Genomic DNA, 20296 nt, shown 5'->3' on the forward strand with positions numbered 1-20296 from the left:
AACTACCCGATACGAGGCCGTTACCGCTCCTGCCCCCTTTGCCCGCGGCTCGTGCCGGTACCAACGGGGGTGGGGAGCAGGCGTTGCCTGAGTCCCTGCAGGAACTGGCCCGGACGGTGCCCGTCCTGGCGGGAAAACTCGCACGGATGACGCAGGACCAACTCGCCCGCTTGCTTAATCCTCCCGCCGAGGAACCCGCGCTCCATGATCCGCCAGGGGGTTCCGGCGGGGCCTGACGGAACGCCGGGGCGAATTCTGTCGGTCCTCTGTGCCAAAGTTTTTATATGACTGCTCCACTGCTTGCCCACGCCACCGAGTACGGCCGGATGTATGCCCGGTCCACCTCGGACCAGTTCTCCGTACCATCCATCACAACAGTCATCGGGCAGCAGGCACATGCGCTCGATGGTTGGTTTTCGTACATGGGTGCAAGCAGCCTGGCCGCCGATCCTGAGCTTCCGGCCCTTCTCGGCAGCCCGGCCAGGATCCGCCAGGCAGTCAACAAAGCTTCCAAAGCCGCTGAGCAATACCGGGACGAGGCGGCGGCCCGCGGAGACCGCGTCCACAACTACTGCGAACAGGTAGCACTTCGTGCCCTGGGCAGGCCGCACCGCATGCAGGAATGCCGGGATGACCTGGCGTCCCACGGCGAGCAAGCGTTCGCTGCACGCTTTGATGAATGGTGGGACACCTACAGGGTGGAACCCCTCGCACCGGAAATCACGGTGTGGAACACCTCGGTGGGTTACGCGGGCACCCTTGATCTGGTGGCCCGCATCAACGGCCGCATCTGCTTGATCGATTACAAGACCAAGGGGACCACCCGTGATGGCACGGTCAAGGCGCTGGACAACAAAGTAGTCATGCAGTTGGTGGCTGGCATGAAGGCCGAAGAAAGCCTGGTGGACCCCGTCGCCGGGGAATGGGAGTCCTGGAAGTACGGGGAGGACCCCATGCTGCTGGCAGTGGCCATCGGCGAAACCGAAGTCCGTCCCCACCGGGCCAATCCTGATGTCCTGAAACACCACTGGTGGAAGTTTTGTGCGCTCCGGCGCGTCTGGGAGTTGTCTGCCGATGTCACGGCGGCGGGTCAGGCGCTGCTGCCGGTGGCGCCGCCCATGTACACACCCGAGCCTGCCATTGCCCTTCAGGGCGCCGGGTCTTTTGCCTCCACTAAACTGGCGTAGGCCCCTTCATGGCCCGGGCCGGCTTTGACGATCGTGAGGACTGAGACCAGATGGCAATTTTGAGTATCCGAATCATCGGGGATCCGGTGTTGCGCACCGTCGCGGATCCCGTGACCGAATTCGGTCCGGAGCTCGCCAAGCTGGTTGCCGACATGATGGAAACCATGGAGGACGTCGAGGGCGCCGGCCTTGCTGCCCCCCAGGTGGGCATCAGCAAGCGCATCTTTACCTATCGGATCGGTGGCGTGGACGGACACATCATCAACCCGGTCCTGGAAAACAGTGATGACTTCCAGGACGACGAGGTTGAAGGTTGCCTTTCCATTCCCGGGCTTGGATTCCCTGTCCGCCGGCATCGTGCAACGCGGGTTACGGGGGTGGACGTGGAAGGCAACCCCGTGTCAGTCGACGCGGAGGGCATGCTTGCACGGGTTTTCCAGCACGAGACGGACCACCTGGACGGCATCCTTTTCACTGACCGGTTGGAGGGCGAAGACCGCAAGGCGGCCCTGCGTGCGATCCGGAACGCCAACTACCATGCGGTGACCGAACAGACCACGTCCAAGCGTGCCGGGACAGTCGGCTCGAGCTTTGGTGGCGGCAGCTTCGGGGCAACCGCGTGAAGGTGCTTTTTGCCGGCACACCGGCCGTGGCCGTGCCGTCACTCAACGCGCTGGTGGAAGCCGGTTTTGACGTTGCGTCCGTCCTCACCAGACCGGATGCCCCCCTTGGGCGCAAGCGTGTCCTGACGCCGTCGCCAGTTGCTGCCCGCGCGGCGGAACTGGGTATCCCCACCATCAAGGCTGCCAGGGTGGACGCTGCAGCAACCGCTGCGATTGAGGCGGTCGCCCCGGACGTCGCTGCCATTGTCGCGTACGGCGGAATTGTCCCGAGGGCCGCCCTTGATGTTCCCCGCCATGGCTGGGTCAACCTCCACTTTTCCCTGCTGCCCGCATGGCGGGGTGCGGCTCCTGTCCAACGGGCGATCATTGCCGGGGACGATGTCACCGGGGCCGCCACCTTCCAGCTCGAGGAAGGCCTGGATACCGGTCCTGTCTTTGGGACAGTGACTGAAACGGTCCGCGGTTCCGATACCGCGGGCGACCTGCTCAAGCGGCTCTCCCTCAGCGGGTCCGTCCTCCTGAGCCAAACACTTTCGGCCATCGAGGCCGGGCGTGCAGCACCGCAACCGCAGCAGGGCGATGTCTCCCTGGCTCCAAAGCTGACGCTCGAGGACGGGCGCCTGGACTGGAAGCAGCCCGCCCTGGCCCTGGCCCGGCGCTCCCGGGGTGTCACTCCCGAACCCGGCGCCTGGACCACCTTGGATGGTCAACGGGTGAAGCTTGAACCCGTGGAACTCCACCCGGACGTCACCGACCTCGAGCCCGGCCACGTCACGGTGCAAGGCAAAGCTGTCCTGGTGGGCACCGGTTCCCATGCCGTGCGACTGGGCAGGATCCAGCCCGCAGGCAAGAAAATGATGCCGTCGGCCGATTGGGCCCGCGGTTTGGCAACACCCGAAAGCGTGGTATTCGAATGAGCGACTCCGGCCGGCGCGGCCCCAACTCCAACGGGAACCGGGACGGTGGCGGGCGGGGCAGCAACCGCGGTCCCCGTGGGGAAAGCCGGCGCAACGCGCAGGGCAGGGAGCGGAACCGTGGACCCCAGAAGGGGTATTCCAGCACGACCCCCGGCCAACGTACCCGCAAGGCCGATCCTGCCCGGCTCGTAGCTTACGAAGTCCTCCGCGCCGTGGCGTCCGAGGACGCTTACGCCAACCTGGTCCTGCCGGCACGGATCAGGGAGCACCGGCTTGATCGCCGGGATGCAGGGTTCGCCACCGAGCTCAGCTACGGTGCGCTGCGCGGACAGGGCACATACGACGCCATCCTTTCCCGCTGTGTTGACCGTCCCTTGGAACAGTTGGACCCGGCCATCCTGGACGCCCTGCGGATAGGCGCCCACCAATTGCTGTCCATGCGTGTTCCGGCCCACGCCGCGCTGGACCAGACTGTCGGCCTGGCCCGGGCAGTCATCGGCGCCGGCCCGTCGTCGTTGATCAATGCCGTCCTGAGGAAGGTCACGGCACACAGCATGGACGAGTGGCTGGACGTCCTCCTGGACCAGGAAACCGATGCAACCCGGATCGCCTCGCTCCGCCACGCACACCCGGAGTGGATCGTCCGGGCCCTGCGCCAGTCGTTGGTCAACCACGGCAGGCCCGCCTCGGAAATTGAAGAGCTCCTGGAAGCCGACAACGCGGCGCCGGTAGTGAACCTTGTGGCCTTGCCCGGGCTGGGAAGCCTGGAAGAAGCCCTGGAGCACGGTGCTGCGGCAGGGGAGCTGGTGGAGGACTCTGCCTTGTCCGTAGGCGGCGACCTTGGCCGTCTGGAATCTGTCCGCAAGGGCACCACGCGCATCCAGGACGTGGGTTCCCAGTTGGTCGCCCGTGCGGTGGCAGCCGTGGCAGTGGAAACTGCTTCGCCAGAGGGGGAAAAGTGGCTGGACCTCTGCGCCGGTCCTGGCGGGAAAGCGGCCCTGCTGGCGGCACTTGCACACCGCGACGGAGCCACGCTCCTGGCCAACGAGCCCGCACCGCATCGGGCGAAGCTGGTGCAGCAGGCATTGTCGGCCGTGCCCGGGGACGCTTGGAGCGTGCGTACCGGTGACGGCCGTGAGGTGGGTTCCGAACGCAGGGAAACCTTCGACCGCGTCCTGGTAGACGTGCCATGCAGTGGTTTGGGGGCGCTGCGGCGTCGTCCGGAATCGCGGTGGCGGCGCGCCCCCAAGGACATCGCTGATCTCGGTCCGCTGCAGCGGGAACTGCTGGTCTCCGCCATCGATGCAGTGAAGCCCGGTGGCGTGGTGGCCTACGTGACGTGTTCGCCGCACCCGGCTGAAACCACCGCTGTGGTTGCAGATGTTGTGGGTAAACGCGGGGACCTTGAGCTCCTTGACGCCGGCAAGGCATTGGATGACGTCAGCCTTGCCTCCGGCCTTGGCGCGTGGCACGGGCAGACCGCTCAGCTGTGGCCCCACATCCACCACACTGATGCCATGTTCATGGCGTTGATCCGCAAGAAGCCTTAGCCAAGCATTCCGCGGCTGAATTTCCGCAATCCATCCTGCTGCCACCGACCTGAAGGACCTGCCTTGTCCCAGTGCTGTATCAATCCGAGCATCCTCTCAGCAGACTTCGTCAACCTCGAAGCCGAGCTGAAGAGGATCAGCAACGCTGACGCCGTGCATGTGGACGTCATGGACAACCACTTTGTGCCCAACCTGACCCTTGGCCTGCCGGTGGTGCAGAGGATCCAGGCGGTCAGCCCGGTTCCGCTGGATGCCCACTTGATGATTTCCGACGCCGACCGATGGGCCCCGGCCTACGCCGACGCGGGCGTCGCGTCCGTTACCTTCCACGCCGAGGCCGCGATCGCCCCCGTGAAGCTCGCCAGGGAACTGCGGGCCCGCGGGGCAAAGGCCGGCATGGCATTGCGACCGGCCACGGCGGTGGAACCATACCTGGACATGCTGCCGGAGTTGGACATGCTGCTCATCATGACCGTGGAACCCGGATTCGGAGGGCAGTCGTTCCTGGATATCACCCTGCCGAAAATCCGCCGTGCACGCGCCGCCATTGAGGGCTCCGGCCTGAAGGTGGCGCTCCAAGTGGACGGAGGCATCACCGAGGACACGATCCTGCGCGCCGCCGAAGCCGGGGCCAACGTTTTCGTTGCCGGTTCCGCCGTGTACGGACACGACGATCCTGCACAGGCCATCGACCGGCTGCGCGCGGCCGGTACACGGGCCCTGGCCGGTGGCGGCCCGGCGGCGTAAGTGCGCGTAGGAGCCGGTGCCACTGCATGTTACGAAGATGGCCGGGAATAGCCGGCCGCTCCGTGCGGTTGTGGCACAATAGCAATCACACATACGTGCTCCGGGGTCGGTGTAAGTCCGAACCGGCGGTCATAGTCCGCGACCCGCAAGCCCTCAGCGTCCATCCGGATGCAGAAGGCGAGCGGTTGAACCGGTGGAATTCCGGTACCGACAGTTAAAGTCTGGATGGGAGAAGCACGTACAGTCATGCTGTGTGCGTCCTTGTGCGACGCACGGCAGCGAACTGTCGTACACCCCCGGAGCCATCGCGGCTGACTGGGAAGGAACGGCATGGATTTTCTGCGATGGCTCTTCGAAGCACAGATTCCCGTAGGTGGATCTGCGCTTGTTCTACGCGAAGTGCTTGGCAACATTTTTGGGCTCGCCAGCGCCCTCGGCGGAATGCGCCGCAAAGTCTGGGCTTGGCCGGTAGGCATCCTTGGCAATGTTCTGTTGCTCACGGTGTTCCTGGGCAACGTGTTCGGCGCGGCCGCTCCCGCAACCCTTTGGGGACAGGCCGCCCGGCAGATCATGTTCATCGCGGTCGCCGTCTACGGCTGGTACCGCTGGAAGCAGGGCCGCCAGGCAGGCACCCAAGGTCCTGCCGTCGTTCCCACCTGGGCTGGGAAGAGCACCCGGCTGGTCCTGGCGGGTGCCATGATTGCAGGCACTGCGGCACTGACACCGCTCTTCGATGCCCTCGGCTCCTATCCGCCGGTGTGGGCAGATGCATGGACTTTCATGGGTTCCCTGCTGGCGACTTACGGCATGGCCCGTGGCTGGACGGAGTTCTGGCTCATTTGGGTTGCGGTGGACATCGTAGGCGTGCCGTTGTTGTTCAGCGCCGGCTACTACGCCAGCGCGTTCATGTACCTCTTCTATGGTGTCTTTACCCTTGCCGGCTTCTTCGTCTGGATGCGTGCGCAGCGGCGCGAGCGCCAGCCCGCGCCGGTTGGCGCTTCGGCCGTGGGAGCGGCTCCGTGACCGGCGGGGCGCCGGTGATCCCGGAATACACACGTGCAGAGTCCGATGCCATGGAGGCGGCCCTGGCTGCGGCGTTGGCCGGACCCCGAGGTGCCAACCCGCTGGTGGGGGCGGTTGTCCTGGGCCCCGACGGTGAGCAGCTCGCCGTCGGATACCACCGTGGCGCCGGTACCGCCCATGCGGAAGCGGATGCCATCCTTGAGGCCCGCCGCCGCGGTGTGAAGCTGGAGGGAACCACCATGGTGGTGACCCTGGAACCGTGCAACCATGTGGGCCGGACCGGCCCCTGTGCGCAGGCAATCATTGATGCCGGCATCGCCCGGGTGGTTTATGCAATCGACGATCCCCATGACCCGGCCGCGGGCGGAGCCCGGACGCTGCAGGCGGCGGGCGTTGAGGTACTTGCCGGATTGGCTGTGGAGCGAGCGCTGGATCTGAACCGGGACTGGTTCGACGCCGTAGCTGCCAAGCGTCCCTTCGTCACCTTGCATATCGCCCAGACGCTGGACAGCCGGATTGCGGCCGTGGACGGCACCAGCCAGTGGATTTCCAGCCCTGAGTCCCTGGCGGACAACCACGGACTGCGTGGACTCATCGACGCCATTTTGGTGGGTACCGGTACGGTACTGGTCGATAATCCGCGCCTCACTGCCCGGGCTCCTGACGGGAAGCTTGCCGGGCGGCAGCCGCTCCGCGCCGTCATGGGCTTGCGTGAAGTGCCGAAGGATGCAGCGGTCCGTGGCACGGATGGCCGGTTTGTCCAACTGACAACACGGGATCCGCGGGAGGCGTTGGGGGAACTCTTCGACCGTGGCGTGCGGCATGTGATGGTGGAAGGCGGATCCAGCATCCTGAGTACCTTCCTGGCCGCCGGGCTGGTGGACGAACTGATCGTCTACCAGGCGCCCACGTTGCTCGGGTCGGGAACACCGGCCCTGAACGACCTTGGCATCACCACGCTGGCCGACGCGCAGCACTGGTCCTGGGACGACGCCGGCGGCGGGGCCGTACGGACGTTGGGCAATGACCTCCGGCTGCATCTTCGCCCCACACGCACAGCCGCCACAAAAACCACGACTTTGGTTCCGCGCAGTGAAGCCGCGGAATTCGCCACAGGAGGACACTGATGTTTACGGGAATTGTTGCCGAACAGGGCACTGTTCTGGGTATCGAGCACGACGGCGACGCCAGCGCCACGCTCCGGCTCAAGGCGCCCACCACCACCGAAGGGCTGCCCCTGGGTGGATCGATAGCCGTCAACGGCGTGTGCCTGACGGCGACGCAGATCGACGGGCAGGATTTCAGCGTCGATGTCATGGGGGAGACCCTGGTCCGGACAACGATCGGGGAACTTGCTCCCGGGGACACCGTCAACCTTGAACGGTGTGTGCCGGCCGGCGGGCGCCTCGATGGGCACGTTGTACAGGGCCACGTTGATGGTGTCGGCGAGTTGCTGGAGCGGGAGGCCCAGGGAAACTGGGACCGCCTCCGGTTCGGAGTTCCCGCCACGCTGGCCCGGTACATCGCCGAGAAGGGCTCGATCGCCGTCGACGGCGTGTCCCTCACGGTCACCGCTGTCAGTCCAGCCTCGGAATCGGCACCGTGGTTCGAGGTTGGACTTATCCCCACCACCCTCGAAGAGACCGGGCTTGGTGCCAAGCCGGTGGGTGGCCGGGTGAACCTGGAAGTCGACGTGCTCGCGAAGTACACCGAGCGACTGCTGGCCTTCGCCCCGCAGCCAGCATCAGGTACGGCTCCGGCAGGACCGGGGGCCGCCCGATGAACACCCCGGTAACCACAACGCCGGCAACGGTTCGCCGCCACGGGCTGGACCCGGTGGAAACCGCCATCGCGGCGATGGCTGCAGGGCAGGCCGTCATCGTGGTGGACAACGAGGACCGCGAGAACGAGGGCGACATCATTTTCGCGGCTGAACATGCCACTCCCGCGCTCATGGGCTGGACCATCCGGTATTCTTCGGGCGTCATCTGCGTCCCCCTCGACGGCGAACGCGCGGACGCACTTGACCTGCCGCCCATGGTGGAGGTGAACCAGGACGCCAAGGGGACCGCGTATACGGTCTCCTGCGATGCCGCACACGGTGTCAGCACCGGGATCTCGGCCACGGACCGGGCCCTGACGGCAAGGATCCTGGCCGATCCGCGAAGCACGCCGGAAGAATTGACCCGCCCGGGGCATACTTTTCCCTTGCGGGCCGTTAAGGGAGGAGTGCGTGAGCGCCCGGGCCACACGGAAGCAGCCGTGGACCTCTGCCGCCTGGCCGGGCTTGCCCCGGTGGGCGTGATCGCCGAGTTGGTCCATGACGACGGTGAAATGATGCGGCTGGACAGCCTGCGTGACTTTGCCGCTGGACACGGATGTCCCCTCATCTCGATCGAGGACCTCGTGTCCTACGTCGAGGCGGTAGAGTCCGGAGCGGCACATGTTTCACTGGCAGACGAGGAGAAGCGATGACCACATCGACAACACGCAGCAGCGACGCCATGGGAGCTGCGCCGCATCCTGTGAGCGGTGGGCCTATCGTGCAATTGCCCACGGCCTTTGGCGACTTCGTGGCTCAGGCATGGACGGATCATGAAACCGGGCACGAACACCTGGCAGTCAGTTCCCCGAACCCGCCCAGGAACGGGCAGGCACCACTGGTGCGCCTGCATTCGGAGTGCCTGACCGGTGACGTCTTCGGGTCCTACCGCTGCGACTGCGGGGAACAGCTTGCCTACGCCCTCGAGCTCATTCAGGCCGAAGGCGGCACGCTGCTGTACCTGCGGGGGCAGGAGGGGAGGGGGATCGGTCTGGCGAACAAGATCAAGGCCTATGCGCTCCAGGAAGCGGGCTTTGACACCGTGGAGGCCAACGAACAGCTGGGACTGCCGGTGGACGCGCGGTCCTACAAAGCCGCCGGCCAGATCCTGGCGGAGATGGGCCTGAGCGAAGTCAGGTTGCTGAGCAACAACCCCGACAAGCAGAACCGCCTTGCCCAGGCAGGCGTCACCGTGGTGGAGATGGTTCCCACCGAGGTTCCCTCCCGCGAACAGAACCTCCGCTACCTGCAAACCAAGAAGGACCGGATGGACCACTTGCTGGCACTCACTGTTGAGCCGGTCAGCAACGGCAAGAAGCCGGCAACAACTTTTGACAACGACCACGACTGATCGGAAACCCCCAGTACACCATGAGCGGACACGGCGCCCCTACCATCGACCTCACCACCCTCAACCCCGAGGAAACGTCCCAGCTGAAGCTCGCGATCGTCGCGGCCAGCTGGCACACACAAATCATGGACGGACTTCTTGACGGTGCCCTGCGGGCAGCCAAGGAAGCCGGCATTGCCGAACCATCGGTGATCCGGGTACCCGGCAGCTTTGAGCTCCCGGTAGCCGCCGCCAGGCTCGCACCGCACTTTGACGCCGTCGTGGCTTTGGGCGTGGTCATCCGCGGCGGCACGCCGCACTTCGATTACGTGTGCCAGGCTGCGACGTCGGGACTCACCGATGTCAGTGTCAGCACCGGAGTTCCGGTGGGCTTTGGCGTGCTGACCTGCGACACCGAGCAGCAAGGCCTGGACCGCGCCGGTCTTCCCGGTTCCACCGAGGACAAGGGCCATGAGGCCGTCACGGCTGCCCTTGCGACAGCCCTGACCCTCAAGCAGTTCAGCTAGGCCGGATCGCCGGCTGGAAGGGGATGTGGGTGTGTGTTCACTCACATCCCCTTTGTCATGCAACGGACCGGAACGCGGGGGCAGCCCCGAAGCAAGTACTCTGGAGGGCGTGAAGAATTTCGAGACGCTGTTCGCAGAACTGAGTGAGAAAGCAGCGACCCGCCCGGCAGGTTCGCGTACGGTTGCCGAACTGGACTCCGGAATCCATGGCATCGGCAAGAAAGTCGTTGAAGAAGCCGCCGAGGTCTGGATGGCAGCGGAATACGAATCCGACGAGGCCGCAGCCGAGGAAATCTCCCAGCTGCTGTACCACCTGCAGGTCCTGATGCTCGCCAAGGGCCTCAGCCTGGAAGACGTTTACAAGCATCTCTAGCCACGCCGCTCCGCGCTCTCCAAGGAGATGGCTCCCATGCCAGGGATGTCCCGATCCTGGATCCGCGCCGGGCAGCTGCGTGGCCCAGTGCCTGTTCCTCTTCCACACCCAACAGAAAGCCTTCCCATGCTCCGTGTAGCAGTTCCCAACAAGGGATCCCTCTCCGAAGCCGCCTCGGCCATGCTCTCCGAGGCCGGCTACCGCCAGCGTCGTGACTCCCGCGAACTGGTCATGGTCGATCCGGACAACGACATCGAATTCTTCTTCCTGCGGCCCCGTGACATTGCCGTCTACGTAGGTCAGGGAACCTTGGACGTCGGCATTACCGGCCGCGACCTCCTGCTTGACGCGCAAGTGGAAGCCGAAGAGCTCCTGCCCCTCGGTTTCGCGGCCTCCACGTTCCGTTTCGCCGGTCCGGTGGGCGACTTCACCGGCGTCGAGCAGCTGGAAGGCAAGCGGCTCGCCACCAGCTATGACGGGCTCCTCCGCGACTACCTTGCAGACCGGGGCGTCAACGCCAAAGTGGTCCGCCTGGACGGCGCCGTAGAGTCGTCGGTCCGGCTTGGCGTTGCCGATGCGATCGCCGACGTCGTGGAAACCGGCAACACCCTCAAGGCAGCCGGCATGGAGATCTTCGGGGATCCGATCCTGAAGTCCGAGGCCGTACTCATCCGCCGCAGTGGGGAGGGCGGGGCCGCGAATGGCACCGCGAAGGAAATCGAGGTGCTGATCCGCCGCCTGCAGGGCGTCCTGGTGGCACGCCAGTACGTCCTCATGGACTACGACATCCGGAAGGACCTGGTGGAGGATGCCGCGGCGCTCACGCCCGGACTCGAATCTCCCACGGTCTCGCCGCTGCGCGACTCCGAATGGGTTGCCGTGCGGTCCATGGTTCCCAAGAAGGAAACCAACCGGATCATGGATGAACTCTACGACCTCGGCGCACGTGCGATCCTGGTCAGCAGCATCCACGCCTGCCGTATCTGACCCGGCAAAGCACCAGAGCACAGCACAACTGAGGAGCAACACATGGCTGTAGCCGTACGCGTCATCCCCTGCCTGGATGTTGACGCCGGACGCGTGGTCAAAGGCGTGAATTTTGAAGGCCTCCGGGATGCGGGCGACCCGGTCGAACTTGCCCACCGCTATGACAACGGCGGCGCGGACGAACTGACGTTCCTGGACGTCACGGCGTCGTCGGGCAACCGGGAGACCACGTTCGACGTCGTTCGCCGGACCGCCGAGGAAGTCTTCATTCCGTTGACGGTCGGTGGGGGTGTGCGGGGAGTCGCGGAGGTGGACAAGCTGCTTCGCTTCGGTGCGGACAAAGCGTCCATCAACACTGCGGCCGTGGCCCGGCCCGGGGTCATCGATGAGATCACCCGCCATTTCGGTTCACAGGTCCTGGTGCTGTCCGTAGATGCGCGGCGCATCCGTGAAGGTGACGCGCCGACGCCGTCGGGCTTTGAAGTGACCACCCACGGCGGCCGCAAGGGAACCGGCATCGACGCCGTGGCCTGGGCGAAAGAAGCCGCCGACAGGGGAGTGGGGGAAATCCTCCTGAACTCCATCGACGCCGACGGCACCAAGGACGGCTTCGACCTTGAATTGATCCGGCTGGTCCGCTCCGCCGTCACGATTCCCATCATCGCTTCCGGTGGCGCAGGGGAACCGGCACACTTCCCGCCCGCCATCGAGGCCGGCGCCGATGCCGTCCTGGCCGCCTCCGTTTTCCATTTCGGGCCGGACGACATGATTGCCCAGGTTAAAACGGCGATCCGCACGGCCGGCTTCGAAGTCCGGTAAGGAAGCACTTAACAGGAAAGGGCCACCCCGCGGGGTGGCCCTTTCCTGTTAAGCCGCAGGGTGTCAGAGGCCGATGTCCGCCGACTGGAGCAGGGCAACGGCGTCCGGTTGGCCTTCGAAGGTGACCAGGGCCTGGCTGGTCCGGCCGTGGGCGTGCATGACGAGTTCGCCTGGCTCGCCCACGATCGCCACCGACACAGGCGCCCGCTTGGCCACATGGCGCGGACCGGTGGGCCGGACGAGGACGATCCCGAGATCCACGCCGCGGTACAGGAAGGCGGCGCGCTTGATGAGGTCGTCCCAAAGGGCATCCGAATAGGCCTCGTCCAAAGCCCGTGGCGCCCAACGGTCGCCTGCGCGACGGATGTCTTCTGTGTGCACGAAGTACTCGATGAGGTTCGACGTTTCGTCCAGTGCCTTGATCTTCAAAGGCGAGAAGGCCGGGGGGCCTGCGCGGAAGGTCTTCACGAGGTTGGCGTAGTCGTCGCCCGTCTTCAACTTTGCCGCAAGCTTGGCCGTCGCCTTGTCCGAGGCTTTGCCAAGGCTGGGGATCAGCAGTCCGATGCCTACCGCGGCTTTTCTCTCGCGCAGGTACAGATGCGCTGCGAGGTCCCGGGTCAGCCACCCTTCACAGAGCGTGGGGGAGTCAGGTCCGGCCGCAAGCAAAGTTTCGGCCAGTACTTCTCGGGAAGGATCGACGAAATGCATCACTTGTGAAACTAGCACGATCGCAGCGTTGTTGCGCAGAGGAACCGCCGCAGAAAATCGGTCCCTGCGGAGGCACTAGACTTGATCTGATGTCTGAGCAGTCAGCCCCCAGCCCAACTCCTGCCGTGGAGCCATCCATCGACCCCTCGGGTCCCTTGCCGCAGGAGATCGCCGGCGCCCTCAAGCGTGATGCTGCCGGGCTCGTGGCTGCCATCATCCAGCAGCATGACACCCACGAGGTCCTCATGCTCGGCTGGATGGATGACGAGGCCCTGCACCGCACCATGACAACCGGACGCGTCACGTTCTATTCCCGGTCCCGGCAGGAATACTGGCGCAAGGGCGACACTTCAGGACACGTTCAGTTCGTGAAGTCCGTTGCCCTCGATTGCGACGGCGACGCCCTGCTGGTCCGTGTTGACCAGGTGGGTGCGGCCTGCCACACCGGCACCCGGACATGCTTTGACGGACGCGGCTTCACGGTCGTCACCGGCAGCCCGGACCAGGAAACCACACAGTCTCTGTAAAGACGCACCACCAAAACCAAAGGCGGAAAAGAATAGCCATGCAGGACCTTGGAATCATCAGCCCGGGCCTGGAAGAGTTCCGCGAACTCGCCGTCCACAGCCGTGTCATCCCAGTCCGACTCAAAGTCCTGGCCGACGCCGAGACCCCTATCGGGTTGTACCGCAAGCTGGCACAGGGCCAGCCCGGAACGTTCCTCATGGAGTCCGCGGCAGTGGGCGGGTCATGGTCGCGCTATTCCTTTATCGGCGCGAAGTCCCGCGCCACGCTGACCACCAAGGACGGCCAGGCACACTGGATCGGCCAGCCGCCCGTGGGCGTGCCCGTGGAGGGCAACCCCGTGGACGCCGTCCGTGACACCATCGCGGCGCTGGAAACGAAGCGCTTTGAGGGCCTGCCGCCATTCACGTCCGGCCTGGTCGGCTTCCTCGGCTGGGAAGCAGTCCGCCACTGGGAACGGCTGACCACGCCGCCCGAAGATGATCTCCAGCTCCCCGAAATGGCGCTGAACCTGGTCACCGACATGGCCGTCCATGACAACGTGGACGGTACGGTCCTGCTGATCGCGAATGCCATTAACTTCGACAACAGTTCCGAGCGCGTGGACGAGGCCTGGCACGATGCCGTGGCCCGGGTCAAGAACCTCCTGGAGCAAATCAGCACGCCGGTGGCCCAGCCGGTGTCCGTGCTGGAAACCGCCGCGCTCGATTTCGCCTCCAGCGTCCAGGAACGTTGGGACGAGGACAAGTACCTGGCTGCCATCGACCGCGGCAAGGAAGCGATCGTTGACGGCGAAGTCTTCCAGGTGGTGATTTCCCGCCGCTTCGAGATGGAGTGCGCCGCCGATCCGCTGGATGTGTACCGCGTTCTGCGGAACACCAACCCCAGCCCCTACATGTACATCTTCAGCCTGGAGGATGCCGACGGCCGCGAGTACTCGATTGTGGGTTCGTCGCCCGAGGCCCTGGTAACGGTCACCGGTGGCGAGGTCATCACCCATCCGATCGCCGGCTCGCGCCCCCGCGGCAAGACCGTTGAAGCGGACAAGGCCTTGGCCGCTGAGCTGCTGGCCGACCAGAAGGAACGTGCTGAGCACCTCATGCTGGTGGACCTGTCCCGCAACGACCTCTCCAAGGTCTGCGTCGCCGGAACCGTGGATGTCACCCAGTTCATGGAGGTTGAGCGTTTCAGCCACATCATGCACCTGGTGTCCACCGTGGTGGGGGAACTCGCCCCGGATGCGAAAGCCTACGATGTCCTCAAGGCCACCTTCCCCGCCGGCACCTTGTCCGGCGCTCCGAAGCCGCGGGCGTTGCGCTTGCTGGACGAGCTCGAACCCCACCGCCGGGGCATCTACGGCGGCGTCGTGGGATACCTGGATTTCGCGGGGGACATGGACATGGCCATCGCCATCCGTTCCGCCCTGCTGCGTGAAGGCCGCGCCTACGTCCAGGCCGGTGGCGGCATCGTGGCGGACTCGCACAAACCGTCGGAAGCCTTGGAGACCGTAAACAAGGCCGCTGCCCCGCTGCGGGCTGTCCATACGGCAGGTTCGCTCCGGAACATTTCCGCTGAAACGGTTCCGGATGCAGGAACCGTCGACGGCGGGACCCCCGCCTGATGCCCGCTGAAGCACGGAGCACCGCCACGGCGACACCGGGGTGGGCGCGCAAGTCCACCCTGGTCCTGGCCACGGCAATCCTGGCCTTCGCAGTGTTCGGGGCCACAACGCAAACCTGGATCGAAGTCCATTTAGACCCCGCATCCACTGCCTCGAGCACTTTGGATGTTCCCGGCAACAAAGCGGCCACGGCCGTGACCGCGCTGGCGATCGTTGCCTTGGCAGGTGGGTTGGCAGCATCCATTGCCGGAAAGATTGCCCGCTGGATCATTGCCGCTATCGTGGTGCTTTCCGGTGCGGGGATCATTCTTGCTGCGGTCACGGTACTGGCCGGCCCACTGGGGGCTGCACAGGGTTCGATCGCCGCTGCTACCGGCGTTTCCGGGGGACAGGCGGAGGTTGCCGCCACGGCGTTCCCGGTGCTCGCGATCGTGGCGGCAGCACTGCTGGCCGTGTGCGGACTGCTGTTGCCGATTGCGGGCCGCTACTGGAAAGCCCGGACCAAATACGACGCGTCAAGCCGCGGTGCGGCGCCTACTTCGGAGCCCGTCGATGAGATCGACAGCTGGGACAGGTTGTCCCGCGGCGAGGACCCCACCTAAGCCATCCGGAAGGGCCGGACGCACCCGCTTCGCAACATAGCCGCCCCCAGGGCAGGTCAGAGGCGCGTTGTCCCCGGCCGCTGTCAATAAATGGCAGAATGTAAGCAGTATTCACCCTGAGGAGATTCCACATGAGCAAAACCACTGTGTCCGCAAACCAAGCAGAGTCCAAGATGGCCAGCCACGCCGACGCCATCGGCCACGGCAACAGCCCGGCTGCCTGGACCTGCGTCATTGTGATGCTCGTTGGCGCGCTGATTTGCTCCATCGCGTTCGTCATCGCCAACACCCCGATCTTCATCGGCGGTGCTGTGGTCATGGTGATCGGCCTCATTGTCGGTTGGGCCATGCGCAAGGCCGGCTACGGAGTGGGTGGCAGCAAGCTGCAGAACAACGGCCACTAACCGTGACCGTTCTTGATGACATCATCGTCGGCGTCAAGGAGGAGATGGACTCCCGACGCCGGCTCGTGTCCATCGCCGAGCTCAAGGACCTCGTTGCCGGGGCATCCCCGGCCAGGGATGCCTGGACTGCCCTGGGTGGTCCTTCGGCTGACCGCGGGGAATTGAAGGTCATCGCGGAAATCAAACGCCGCAGCCCGTCAAAGGGAGACCTGGCACCGATCGCCGATCCCGCTTCCCTCGCAGCCCAGTACGCCGATGGTGGAGCCTCCGTCATCAGCGTGCTCACCGAGCAGCGCCGTTTCGGCGGTTCGCTGGCTGATCTCGACGCCGTACGCGCCGCCGTCGACGTTCCCTTGCTCCGCAAGGATTTCACCGTTGACGAGTACCAGATATGGGAAGCCCGTGCCCACGGCGCCGACCTGATCCTCCTGATCGTCGCGGCACTCTCCGATGCGCAACTTGCGGACTACAGTGCGCTCAGCCATGACCTGGGCATGAGCGTCCTGGTGGAAACGCACACGGAAGAGGAAGTTGAGCGCGCTGCGGCCGCGAACGCCAGGATTATCGGTGTCAACGTCCGCAACCTGAAGACGCTCGACGTCGACCGTTCCGTTTTCGGTTCGCTGGCCGGTTTGATTCCGGCCGGGGCAGTCGTTGTCGCCGAGTCCGGCGTGCGGACCGCGGACGACGTCTTCCAGTACGCAGCCAGCGGCGCCGACGCCATCCTGGTGGGGGAGGCGCTGGTCAGCGACTCCACGCCGCGTGAACGGATTACTGAATTCAAGGCAGCCGGAGCTGCCGCCATCGCCGCCAGGAACTGAGACAGGACCTGCAGCAAGGCGACCGTCACGAGGCAGCCCAGGCGCAGTGCGCCTGCGGCTGCCTTGTGGCACGTGGAACTACACATTGAACCAACTCGAACAGGACGGTGAGACTGATGGTGGACGCGCCAACAGCAAGCTCGAATGAGAATGCCGCTGATGCATTCCTGCAAGGGGGAGCCTCGCTGCGCAACGCTACCGGGCCTTACTTCGGCAAATACGGCGGACGCTGGATGCCCGAGTCCCTGATCGCTGCCTTGGACGAAGTCCAGGACACGTTCGAGAAGGCAAAGGCCGATCCGGAGTTCCTGGCACAGCTGAAGGATCTCAACAAGAACTACTCCGGCCGTCCCTCTCTCCTGACTGAAGCCCAGCGTTTCTCGGAGCATGCCGGCGGGGCACGGATCTTCCTCAAGCGCGAGGACCTGAACCACACAGGTTCGCACAAGATCAACAACGTCCTCGGCCAAGCACTGCTCGCCAAGCGCATGGGCAAGACCCGCGTCATCGCCGAAACCGGTGCAGGCCAGCACGGCGTTGCAAGTGCCACGGCGGCAGCACTGCTCGGCCTTGAGTGCGTGGTGTACATGGGTGCCGAGGACTGCCGGCGCCAGGCACTCAACGTTGCACGGATGCAGCTGCTCGGCGCCACCGTCGTGCCGGTGACCAACGGTTCGCAAACGCTCAAGGACGCCATCAATGATGCTTTGCGCGACTGGGTATCCAACGTTGACACCACCCACTACCTCCTGGGCACTGCTGCTGGTGCGCACCCGTTCCCGGCCATGGTCCGCTTCTTCCATGAGGTGATCGGGGAGGAAGCCCGCGCCCAGATCCTGGAGCAGACAGGCAAGCTGCCCGACGCCGTCTGCGCCTGCATTGGCGGCGGCTCCAACGCCATTGGCTTGTTCCACAGCTTCCTGGACGACGCTTCGGTCAAGATCTACGGATTCGAAGCCGGTGGCGAGGGGCTTGAGACCGGCCGCCACGCGGCTGCCATCTCCCTGGGCCGCCCCGGCGTCCTCCACGGTGCCCGCTCGTACCTCATGCAGGACGAAGACGGACAGACCATTGAATCGCACTCGATCTCCGCGGGGCTGGACTACCCCAGCGTCGGTCCCGAGCACTCCTACCTTGCCGACATCGGACGCGTTACGTACGAGCCGATCACGGACACCGAAGCCATGGATGCGTTCAGCCTCCTGTGCCGTACCGAGGGCATCATCCCGGCCATCGAGTCCTCGCACGCCCTGGCCGGCGCCATCAAGGTGGGCCGGCGCCTCACCGAAGGCAAGGACAATCCCGCCGACGTCACGATCATCGTCAACCTCTCCGGCCGTGGAGACAAGGACGTTGAGACAGCGGCGGCCTGGTTCAACATGCTGGACGAGGAAGGCCACGTGAAGGGAACCACCCTGTCCACCCGCAAGCCGAAAGGGCCTGCCGAGCGCGTTGCCGGGCCCGCCGTGGACGTAGATGAGGACCAGAACTGATGACTGAACACTTCGCCAGCAAGTCCGCAGCCGCCATCGACCGCGCCAAGGCCGAGGGGCGGGCAGCCCTCGTGGGATACCTCCCCGCGGGTTACCCCACCGTGCAGGCGAGCATCGACGCCGGCATTGCCCTGGCGCGCAATGGTGCCGACCTGATCGAGATCGGCATCCCGTATTCCGACCCCGTCATGGATGGCCCCGTGATCCAGGCGGCCACCACGGAGGCGATTGCCAACGGATTCCGCGTAGCGGACGTCTTCGACGTCGTCGCCGGTATCACGGCCGTCACGGAAGCTGCCGTGCTGGTGATGACGTACTGGAACCCGGTGATGCGGCTGGGCGTGGACGAGTTCTCCCGCCGCCTGGCTGAAGCCGGGGGAGCAGGGCTCATCACCCCGGACCTGATCCCGGACGAGGCCGCGGAATGGTTCGAGGCCTCGGACAAGTACGGACTTGACCGCGTGTTCCTGGTGGCTCCCTCCTCCACGCCTGAACGGCTGGACATGACCGTGAAGGCCAGCCGTGGCTTTGTGTACGGGGTATCCATCATGGGTGTCACAGGAGCCCGCCAGTCCGTGAGCAGCAGCGCCGAAGACGTCGTGGCCCGCGCCCACGCTGCCGGCGCCGAGCGCGTGTGTGTCGGCCTGGGTGTTTCCAGTCCTGACCACGTCCGCGAAATCGCTGCGTACGCTGACGGAGTCATTGTGGGTTCAGCACTCGTCGCGGCACTGCGCGACGGTGGCGTGGACGCCGTCGGGCAACTCACCAAGAACCTCAGCGCCGGTCTTGGCCGGGCCGCTGCAGACGCCTAAAGAAGGAAGCAACGAAGCCCCATGCAGACCGTCCTCCACGCAGCGGCAATGGTTCCCCTGAGCATTCCGAGCCCCACCTGGTCCGGTTTCGACATTCCACTGCCGTGGGGGACGTTGCGTATCCACGCATACGCCCTCTGCATCCTGGCGGGCATCGTGGTCGGCCTGTGGCTGACGTCCGCCCGCTGGAAGCGCCGTGGGACCCCCGAAGGCAGCCTCTGGGACATCGCCATCTGGGCGATCCCCTTTGGCATCATCGGCGGCCGTCTCTACCACGTGTTCTCCTCGCCGGACGCATACTTCGGTCCGGGTTTTGACGGCACGGGGGATCTGTCGCTGATACCCCAGATCCAGCGTGGCGGCCTGGGCATCTGGGGTGCGGTGCTCCTGGGTGCCGTGGGCGCATGGATAGGCTGCCGCAGGGCAGGCGTCAAGCTCACTGCGTTCCTGGACGCCGCCGCCCCGGGGCTGCTCCTTGCCCAGGCGATCGGCCGGTGGGGGAACTGGTTCAACCAGGAGCTGTTCGGCGCTCCCACCACTCTGCCGTGGGGCTTGCAGATCGATCCGGCCAATGCCAATTTCCCGGCCGGCATGCCCGCAGACACGCTGTTCCACCCCACATTCCTCTATGAGTTCCTGTGGAACCTGTTGGGCGTGGCGATCCTCCTCCTGCTGGACCGCAGGTTCTCGTTCCGCCGTGGCCGGCTGTTCTGGCTGTACGCGATGTACTACACCCTGGGCCGGGTCTGGATCGAGGCGCTCAGGATAGACGACGCAGAGCAGATCAGCCTCTTCGGCATCACCACGCGGCTTAACGTTTGGACGAGTATCCTCGTGTTCCTCCTTGCGTTGGCCCTCTTCATCGCGCTGGGCCGGGGCGGCAAAAATGAGCGGGAGAGCGCGTATCTGCCAGGACGCGAGCCCAAAGCTGCAGCCGCGGGTGAAACCTCTCCCGTGACCAGCGTCACCAGTCATGATGCGGACCCATCTGTCTCGGATAGTGGTTCCCGTGGTAATCTCCCAGATAACCAAAGCGATCCGGGCCACGTTGACGAGCCGCAGGATGCAGCAGGGGATCCGGCCAAAGGCACCCAGGCCAGCTCCGGATCTGACTCTGCTGCGGCTGCCGCAAGGAAGGCCCCCGGATCCTCGCCGGTGGTTGACGACACCAAGTAGTCACCGCAGGTAAAGGGGCAACAGAGTCACCGCTCGGAGGGCCCAGTCCACAGCGTCGTGGCACCCCGGAAACCGGATCGCAGCATACCGATGTTCACCGGTCTTGCCGGGGCCAGAGGTCTGCGTAACTGTTCGTTGCGCATGATCGGCTGGCCTACAATTTCCACTAACTAGCGCTTTGTTGTGCCCATCACAAGGGCAGGCAAGGTGGGGCCAACGTTGTCCCTTC

Annotated in this window: 24 protein-coding genes and 1 riboswitch; of the genes, 23 read left to right on the forward strand and 1 reads right to left on the reverse strand. The window is 65.1% G+C overall.

What is annotated here, in order from left to right; translation table 11 throughout:
* Nucleotides 1–83: 83 nt before the first annotated feature.
* The 15 genes from ACUYMZ_RS10105 to hisF all read left to right on the forward strand — a co-directional run bounded on the left by ACUYMZ_RS10105 (nucleotide 84) and on the right by hisF (nucleotide 11905).
* Nucleotides 84–236, forward strand: a complete 153-nt coding sequence (locus ACUYMZ_RS10105; RefSeq protein WP_481603077.1) for a hypothetical protein — start codon at nucleotides 84–86, stop codon at nucleotides 234–236.
* A 48-nt stretch (nucleotides 237–284) separates the two neighbouring features.
* Complete coding sequence (locus tag ACUYMZ_RS10110; RefSeq protein ID WP_481603079.1) at nucleotides 285–1187, forward strand: cytochrome; 903 nt, start codon at nucleotides 285–287, stop codon at nucleotides 1185–1187.
* Between the two features lie 50 nt (nucleotides 1188–1237).
* Nucleotides 1238–1810, forward strand: coding sequence for a peptide deformylase (def, locus tag ACUYMZ_RS10115; protein ID WP_442422824.1), 573 nt, complete (start codon nucleotides 1238–1240; stop codon nucleotides 1808–1810).
* The gene (fmt, locus tag ACUYMZ_RS10120) at nucleotides 1807–2727 is read left to right on the forward strand and encodes a methionyl-tRNA formyltransferase (protein WP_481603081.1); all 921 of its coding nucleotides are present in this window, start codon (nucleotides 1807–1809) and stop codon (nucleotides 2725–2727) included. Before def ends, fmt begins: the two co-directional genes overlap by 4 nt.
* Entirely contained in the window at nucleotides 2724–4277 is a 1554-nt protein-coding gene (locus tag ACUYMZ_RS10125; protein ID WP_481603083.1) for an RsmB/NOP family class I SAM-dependent RNA methyltransferase, read from the forward strand. Before fmt ends, ACUYMZ_RS10125 begins: the two co-directional genes overlap by 4 nt.
* A 63-nt stretch (nucleotides 4278–4340) precedes the next feature.
* Entirely contained in the window at nucleotides 4341–5024 is a 684-nt protein-coding gene (gene rpe, locus ACUYMZ_RS10130; protein WP_481603085.1) for a ribulose-phosphate 3-epimerase, read from the forward strand.
* Between the two features lie 91 nt (nucleotides 5025–5115).
* A riboswitch (FMN riboswitch) is annotated at nucleotides 5116–5266 on the forward strand.
* Between the two features lie 88 nt (nucleotides 5267–5354).
* On the forward strand, nucleotides 5355–6047 hold the full coding sequence (gene pnuC, locus ACUYMZ_RS10135) for a nicotinamide riboside transporter PnuC (RefSeq protein ID WP_481603088.1): 693 nt from the start codon (nucleotides 5355–5357) through the stop codon (nucleotides 6045–6047).
* 50 nt (nucleotides 6048–6097) lie between these two features.
* On the forward strand, nucleotides 6098–7174 hold the full coding sequence (gene ribD, locus ACUYMZ_RS10140) for a bifunctional diaminohydroxyphosphoribosylaminopyrimidine deaminase/5-amino-6-(5-phosphoribosylamino)uracil reductase RibD (RefSeq protein WP_481605846.1): 1077 nt from the start codon (nucleotides 6098–6100) through the stop codon (nucleotides 7172–7174).
* A complete protein-coding gene (locus ACUYMZ_RS10145; protein ID WP_481603090.1) occupies nucleotides 7174–7830 on the forward strand; it encodes a riboflavin synthase in 657 nt (218 codons plus the stop codon). Before ribD ends, ACUYMZ_RS10145 begins: the two co-directional genes overlap by 1 nt.
* The gene (gene ribB, locus ACUYMZ_RS10150) at nucleotides 7827–8522 is read left to right on the forward strand and encodes a 3,4-dihydroxy-2-butanone-4-phosphate synthase (RefSeq protein ID WP_481603094.1); all 696 of its coding nucleotides are present in this window, start codon (nucleotides 7827–7829) and stop codon (nucleotides 8520–8522) included. Before ACUYMZ_RS10145 ends, ribB begins: the two co-directional genes overlap by 4 nt.
* Complete coding sequence (ribA, locus tag ACUYMZ_RS10155; protein WP_426007168.1) at nucleotides 8519–9220, forward strand: GTP cyclohydrolase II; 702 nt, start codon at nucleotides 8519–8521, stop codon at nucleotides 9218–9220. The genes ribB and ribA overlap by 4 nt, the downstream gene beginning before the upstream one ends.
* Before the next feature lie 20 nt (nucleotides 9221–9240).
* Complete coding sequence (ribH, locus tag ACUYMZ_RS10160; protein ID WP_426007170.1) at nucleotides 9241–9726, forward strand: 6,7-dimethyl-8-ribityllumazine synthase; 486 nt, start codon at nucleotides 9241–9243, stop codon at nucleotides 9724–9726.
* Between the two features lie 109 nt (nucleotides 9727–9835).
* Nucleotides 9836–10099 (forward strand): phosphoribosyl-ATP diphosphatase, encoded by a 264-nt coding sequence (locus tag ACUYMZ_RS10165; protein WP_018778638.1) that lies wholly within the window; start codon nucleotides 9836–9838, stop codon nucleotides 10097–10099.
* A gap of 126 nt (nucleotides 10100–10225) precedes the next feature.
* Nucleotides 10226–11086, forward strand: a complete 861-nt coding sequence (gene hisG / locus ACUYMZ_RS10170; protein ID WP_426007172.1) for an ATP phosphoribosyltransferase — start codon at nucleotides 10226–10228, stop codon at nucleotides 11084–11086.
* A 42-nt stretch (nucleotides 11087–11128) separates the two neighbouring features.
* Nucleotides 11129–11905, forward strand: a complete 777-nt coding sequence (gene hisF / locus ACUYMZ_RS10175) for an imidazole glycerol phosphate synthase subunit HisF (protein WP_426007173.1) — start codon at nucleotides 11129–11131, stop codon at nucleotides 11903–11905.
* Between the two features lie 63 nt (nucleotides 11906–11968).
* On the opposite strand, the gene ACUYMZ_RS10180 is transcribed toward hisF, so the two are convergent.
* The gene (locus ACUYMZ_RS10180) at nucleotides 11969–12613 is read right to left on the reverse strand and encodes a TIGR03085 family metal-binding protein (protein ID WP_442422902.1); all 645 of its coding nucleotides are present in this window, start codon (nucleotides 12611–12613) and stop codon (nucleotides 11969–11971) included.
* 89 nt (nucleotides 12614–12702) lie between these two features.
* Here ACUYMZ_RS10180 and hisI point away from each other — a divergent pair, with 89 nt between their 5' ends.
* The 8 genes from hisI to lgt all read left to right on the forward strand — a co-directional run bounded on the left by hisI (nucleotide 12703) and on the right by lgt (nucleotide 20067).
* Nucleotides 12703–13140 carry a phosphoribosyl-AMP cyclohydrolase gene (gene hisI, locus ACUYMZ_RS10185; protein WP_442422819.1) on the forward strand — a complete coding sequence of 146 codons (438 nt, stop codon included), beginning with the start codon at nucleotides 12703–12705 and terminating at the stop codon, nucleotides 13138–13140.
* 38 nt (nucleotides 13141–13178) lie between these two features.
* Nucleotides 13179–14759: an anthranilate synthase component I gene (locus tag ACUYMZ_RS10190; protein WP_481603100.1), complete on the forward strand. Its 1581-nt coding sequence runs from the start codon at nucleotides 13179–13181 to the stop codon at nucleotides 14757–14759.
* Nucleotides 14759–15361: a Trp biosynthesis-associated membrane protein gene (locus tag ACUYMZ_RS10195; RefSeq protein WP_481603102.1), complete on the forward strand. Its 603-nt coding sequence runs from the start codon at nucleotides 14759–14761 to the stop codon at nucleotides 15359–15361. The genes ACUYMZ_RS10190 and ACUYMZ_RS10195 overlap by 1 nt, the downstream gene beginning before the upstream one ends.
* Nucleotides 15362–15492: 131 nt before the next feature.
* Nucleotides 15493–15765: an HGxxPAAW family protein gene (locus ACUYMZ_RS10200; RefSeq protein ID WP_426007179.1), complete on the forward strand. Its 273-nt coding sequence runs from the start codon at nucleotides 15493–15495 to the stop codon at nucleotides 15763–15765.
* A 2-nt stretch (nucleotides 15766–15767) separates the two neighbouring features.
* The gene (gene trpC / locus ACUYMZ_RS10205; RefSeq protein ID WP_481603104.1) at nucleotides 15768–16586 is read left to right on the forward strand and encodes an indole-3-glycerol phosphate synthase TrpC; all 819 of its coding nucleotides are present in this window, start codon (nucleotides 15768–15770) and stop codon (nucleotides 16584–16586) included.
* A 116-nt stretch (nucleotides 16587–16702) separates the two neighbouring features.
* The gene (gene trpB, locus ACUYMZ_RS10210; protein WP_442422816.1) at nucleotides 16703–18079 is read left to right on the forward strand and encodes a tryptophan synthase subunit beta; all 1377 of its coding nucleotides are present in this window, start codon (nucleotides 16703–16705) and stop codon (nucleotides 18077–18079) included.
* The gene (trpA, locus tag ACUYMZ_RS10215; RefSeq protein ID WP_481603106.1) at nucleotides 18079–18891 is read left to right on the forward strand and encodes a tryptophan synthase subunit alpha; all 813 of its coding nucleotides are present in this window, start codon (nucleotides 18079–18081) and stop codon (nucleotides 18889–18891) included. Before trpB ends, trpA begins: the two co-directional genes overlap by 1 nt.
* A gap of 21 nt (nucleotides 18892–18912) precedes the next feature.
* The gene (gene lgt, locus ACUYMZ_RS10220) at nucleotides 18913–20067 is read left to right on the forward strand and encodes a prolipoprotein diacylglyceryl transferase (RefSeq protein WP_481603108.1); all 1155 of its coding nucleotides are present in this window, start codon (nucleotides 18913–18915) and stop codon (nucleotides 20065–20067) included.
* Nucleotides 20068–20296 lie beyond the last annotated feature (229 nt).

This window comes from Arthrobacter sp. T572 (assembly GCF_056780115.1).

Excerpts from the sequence above, each read along its gene's own strand:
- ribD (WP_481605846.1), top strand. The coding sequence starts at position 6,098 with ATGGAGGCGGCCCTGGCTGCGGCGTTGGCCGGACCCCGAGGTGCCAAC.
- trpB (WP_442422816.1), top strand. The coding sequence starts at position 16,703 with ATGGTGGACGCGCCAACAGCAAGCTCGAATGAGAATGCCGCTGATGCA.
- ACUYMZ_RS10145 (WP_481603090.1), top strand. The coding sequence starts at position 7,174 with ATGTTTACGGGAATTGTTGCCGAACAGGGCACTGTTCTGGGTATCGAG.
- lgt (WP_481603108.1), top strand. The coding sequence starts at position 18,913 with ATGCAGACCGTCCTCCACGCAGCGGCAATGGTTCCCCTGAGCATTCCG.
- ribA (WP_426007168.1), top strand. The coding sequence starts at position 8,519 with ATGACCACATCGACAACACGCAGCAGCGACGCCATGGGAGCTGCGCCG.
- ACUYMZ_RS10125 (WP_481603083.1), top strand. The coding sequence starts at position 2,724 with ATGAGCGACTCCGGCCGGCGCGGCCCCAACTCCAACGGGAACCGGGAC.
- def (WP_442422824.1), top strand. The coding sequence starts at position 1,238 with ATGGCAATTTTGAGTATCCGAATCATCGGGGATCCGGTGTTGCGCACC.
- ACUYMZ_RS10195 (WP_481603102.1), top strand. The coding sequence starts at position 14,759 with ATGCCCGCTGAAGCACGGAGCACCGCCACGGCGACACCGGGGTGGGCG.
- ACUYMZ_RS10200 (WP_426007179.1), top strand. The coding sequence starts at position 15,493 with ATGAGCAAAACCACTGTGTCCGCAAACCAAGCAGAGTCCAAGATGGCC.
- hisI (WP_442422819.1), top strand. The coding sequence starts at position 12,703 with ATGTCTGAGCAGTCAGCCCCCAGCCCAACTCCTGCCGTGGAGCCATCC.
- ACUYMZ_RS10110 (WP_481603079.1), top strand. The coding sequence starts at position 285 with ATGACTGCTCCACTGCTTGCCCACGCCACCGAGTACGGCCGGATGTAT.
- ACUYMZ_RS10180 (WP_442422902.1), bottom strand. The coding sequence starts at position 12,613 with ATGCATTTCGTCGATCCTTCCCGAGAAGTACTGGCCGAAACTTTGCTT.
- ACUYMZ_RS10190 (WP_481603100.1), top strand. The coding sequence starts at position 13,179 with ATGCAGGACCTTGGAATCATCAGCCCGGGCCTGGAAGAGTTCCGCGAA.
- ribH (WP_426007170.1), top strand. The coding sequence starts at position 9,241 with ATGAGCGGACACGGCGCCCCTACCATCGACCTCACCACCCTCAACCCC.
- hisF (WP_426007173.1), top strand. The coding sequence starts at position 11,129 with ATGGCTGTAGCCGTACGCGTCATCCCCTGCCTGGATGTTGACGCCGGA.
- hisG (WP_426007172.1), top strand. The coding sequence starts at position 10,226 with ATGCTCCGTGTAGCAGTTCCCAACAAGGGATCCCTCTCCGAAGCCGCC.
- pnuC (WP_481603088.1), top strand. The coding sequence starts at position 5,355 with ATGGATTTTCTGCGATGGCTCTTCGAAGCACAGATTCCCGTAGGTGGA.
- trpA (WP_481603106.1), top strand. The coding sequence starts at position 18,079 with ATGACTGAACACTTCGCCAGCAAGTCCGCAGCCGCCATCGACCGCGCC.
- ribB (WP_481603094.1), top strand. The coding sequence starts at position 7,827 with ATGAACACCCCGGTAACCACAACGCCGGCAACGGTTCGCCGCCACGGG.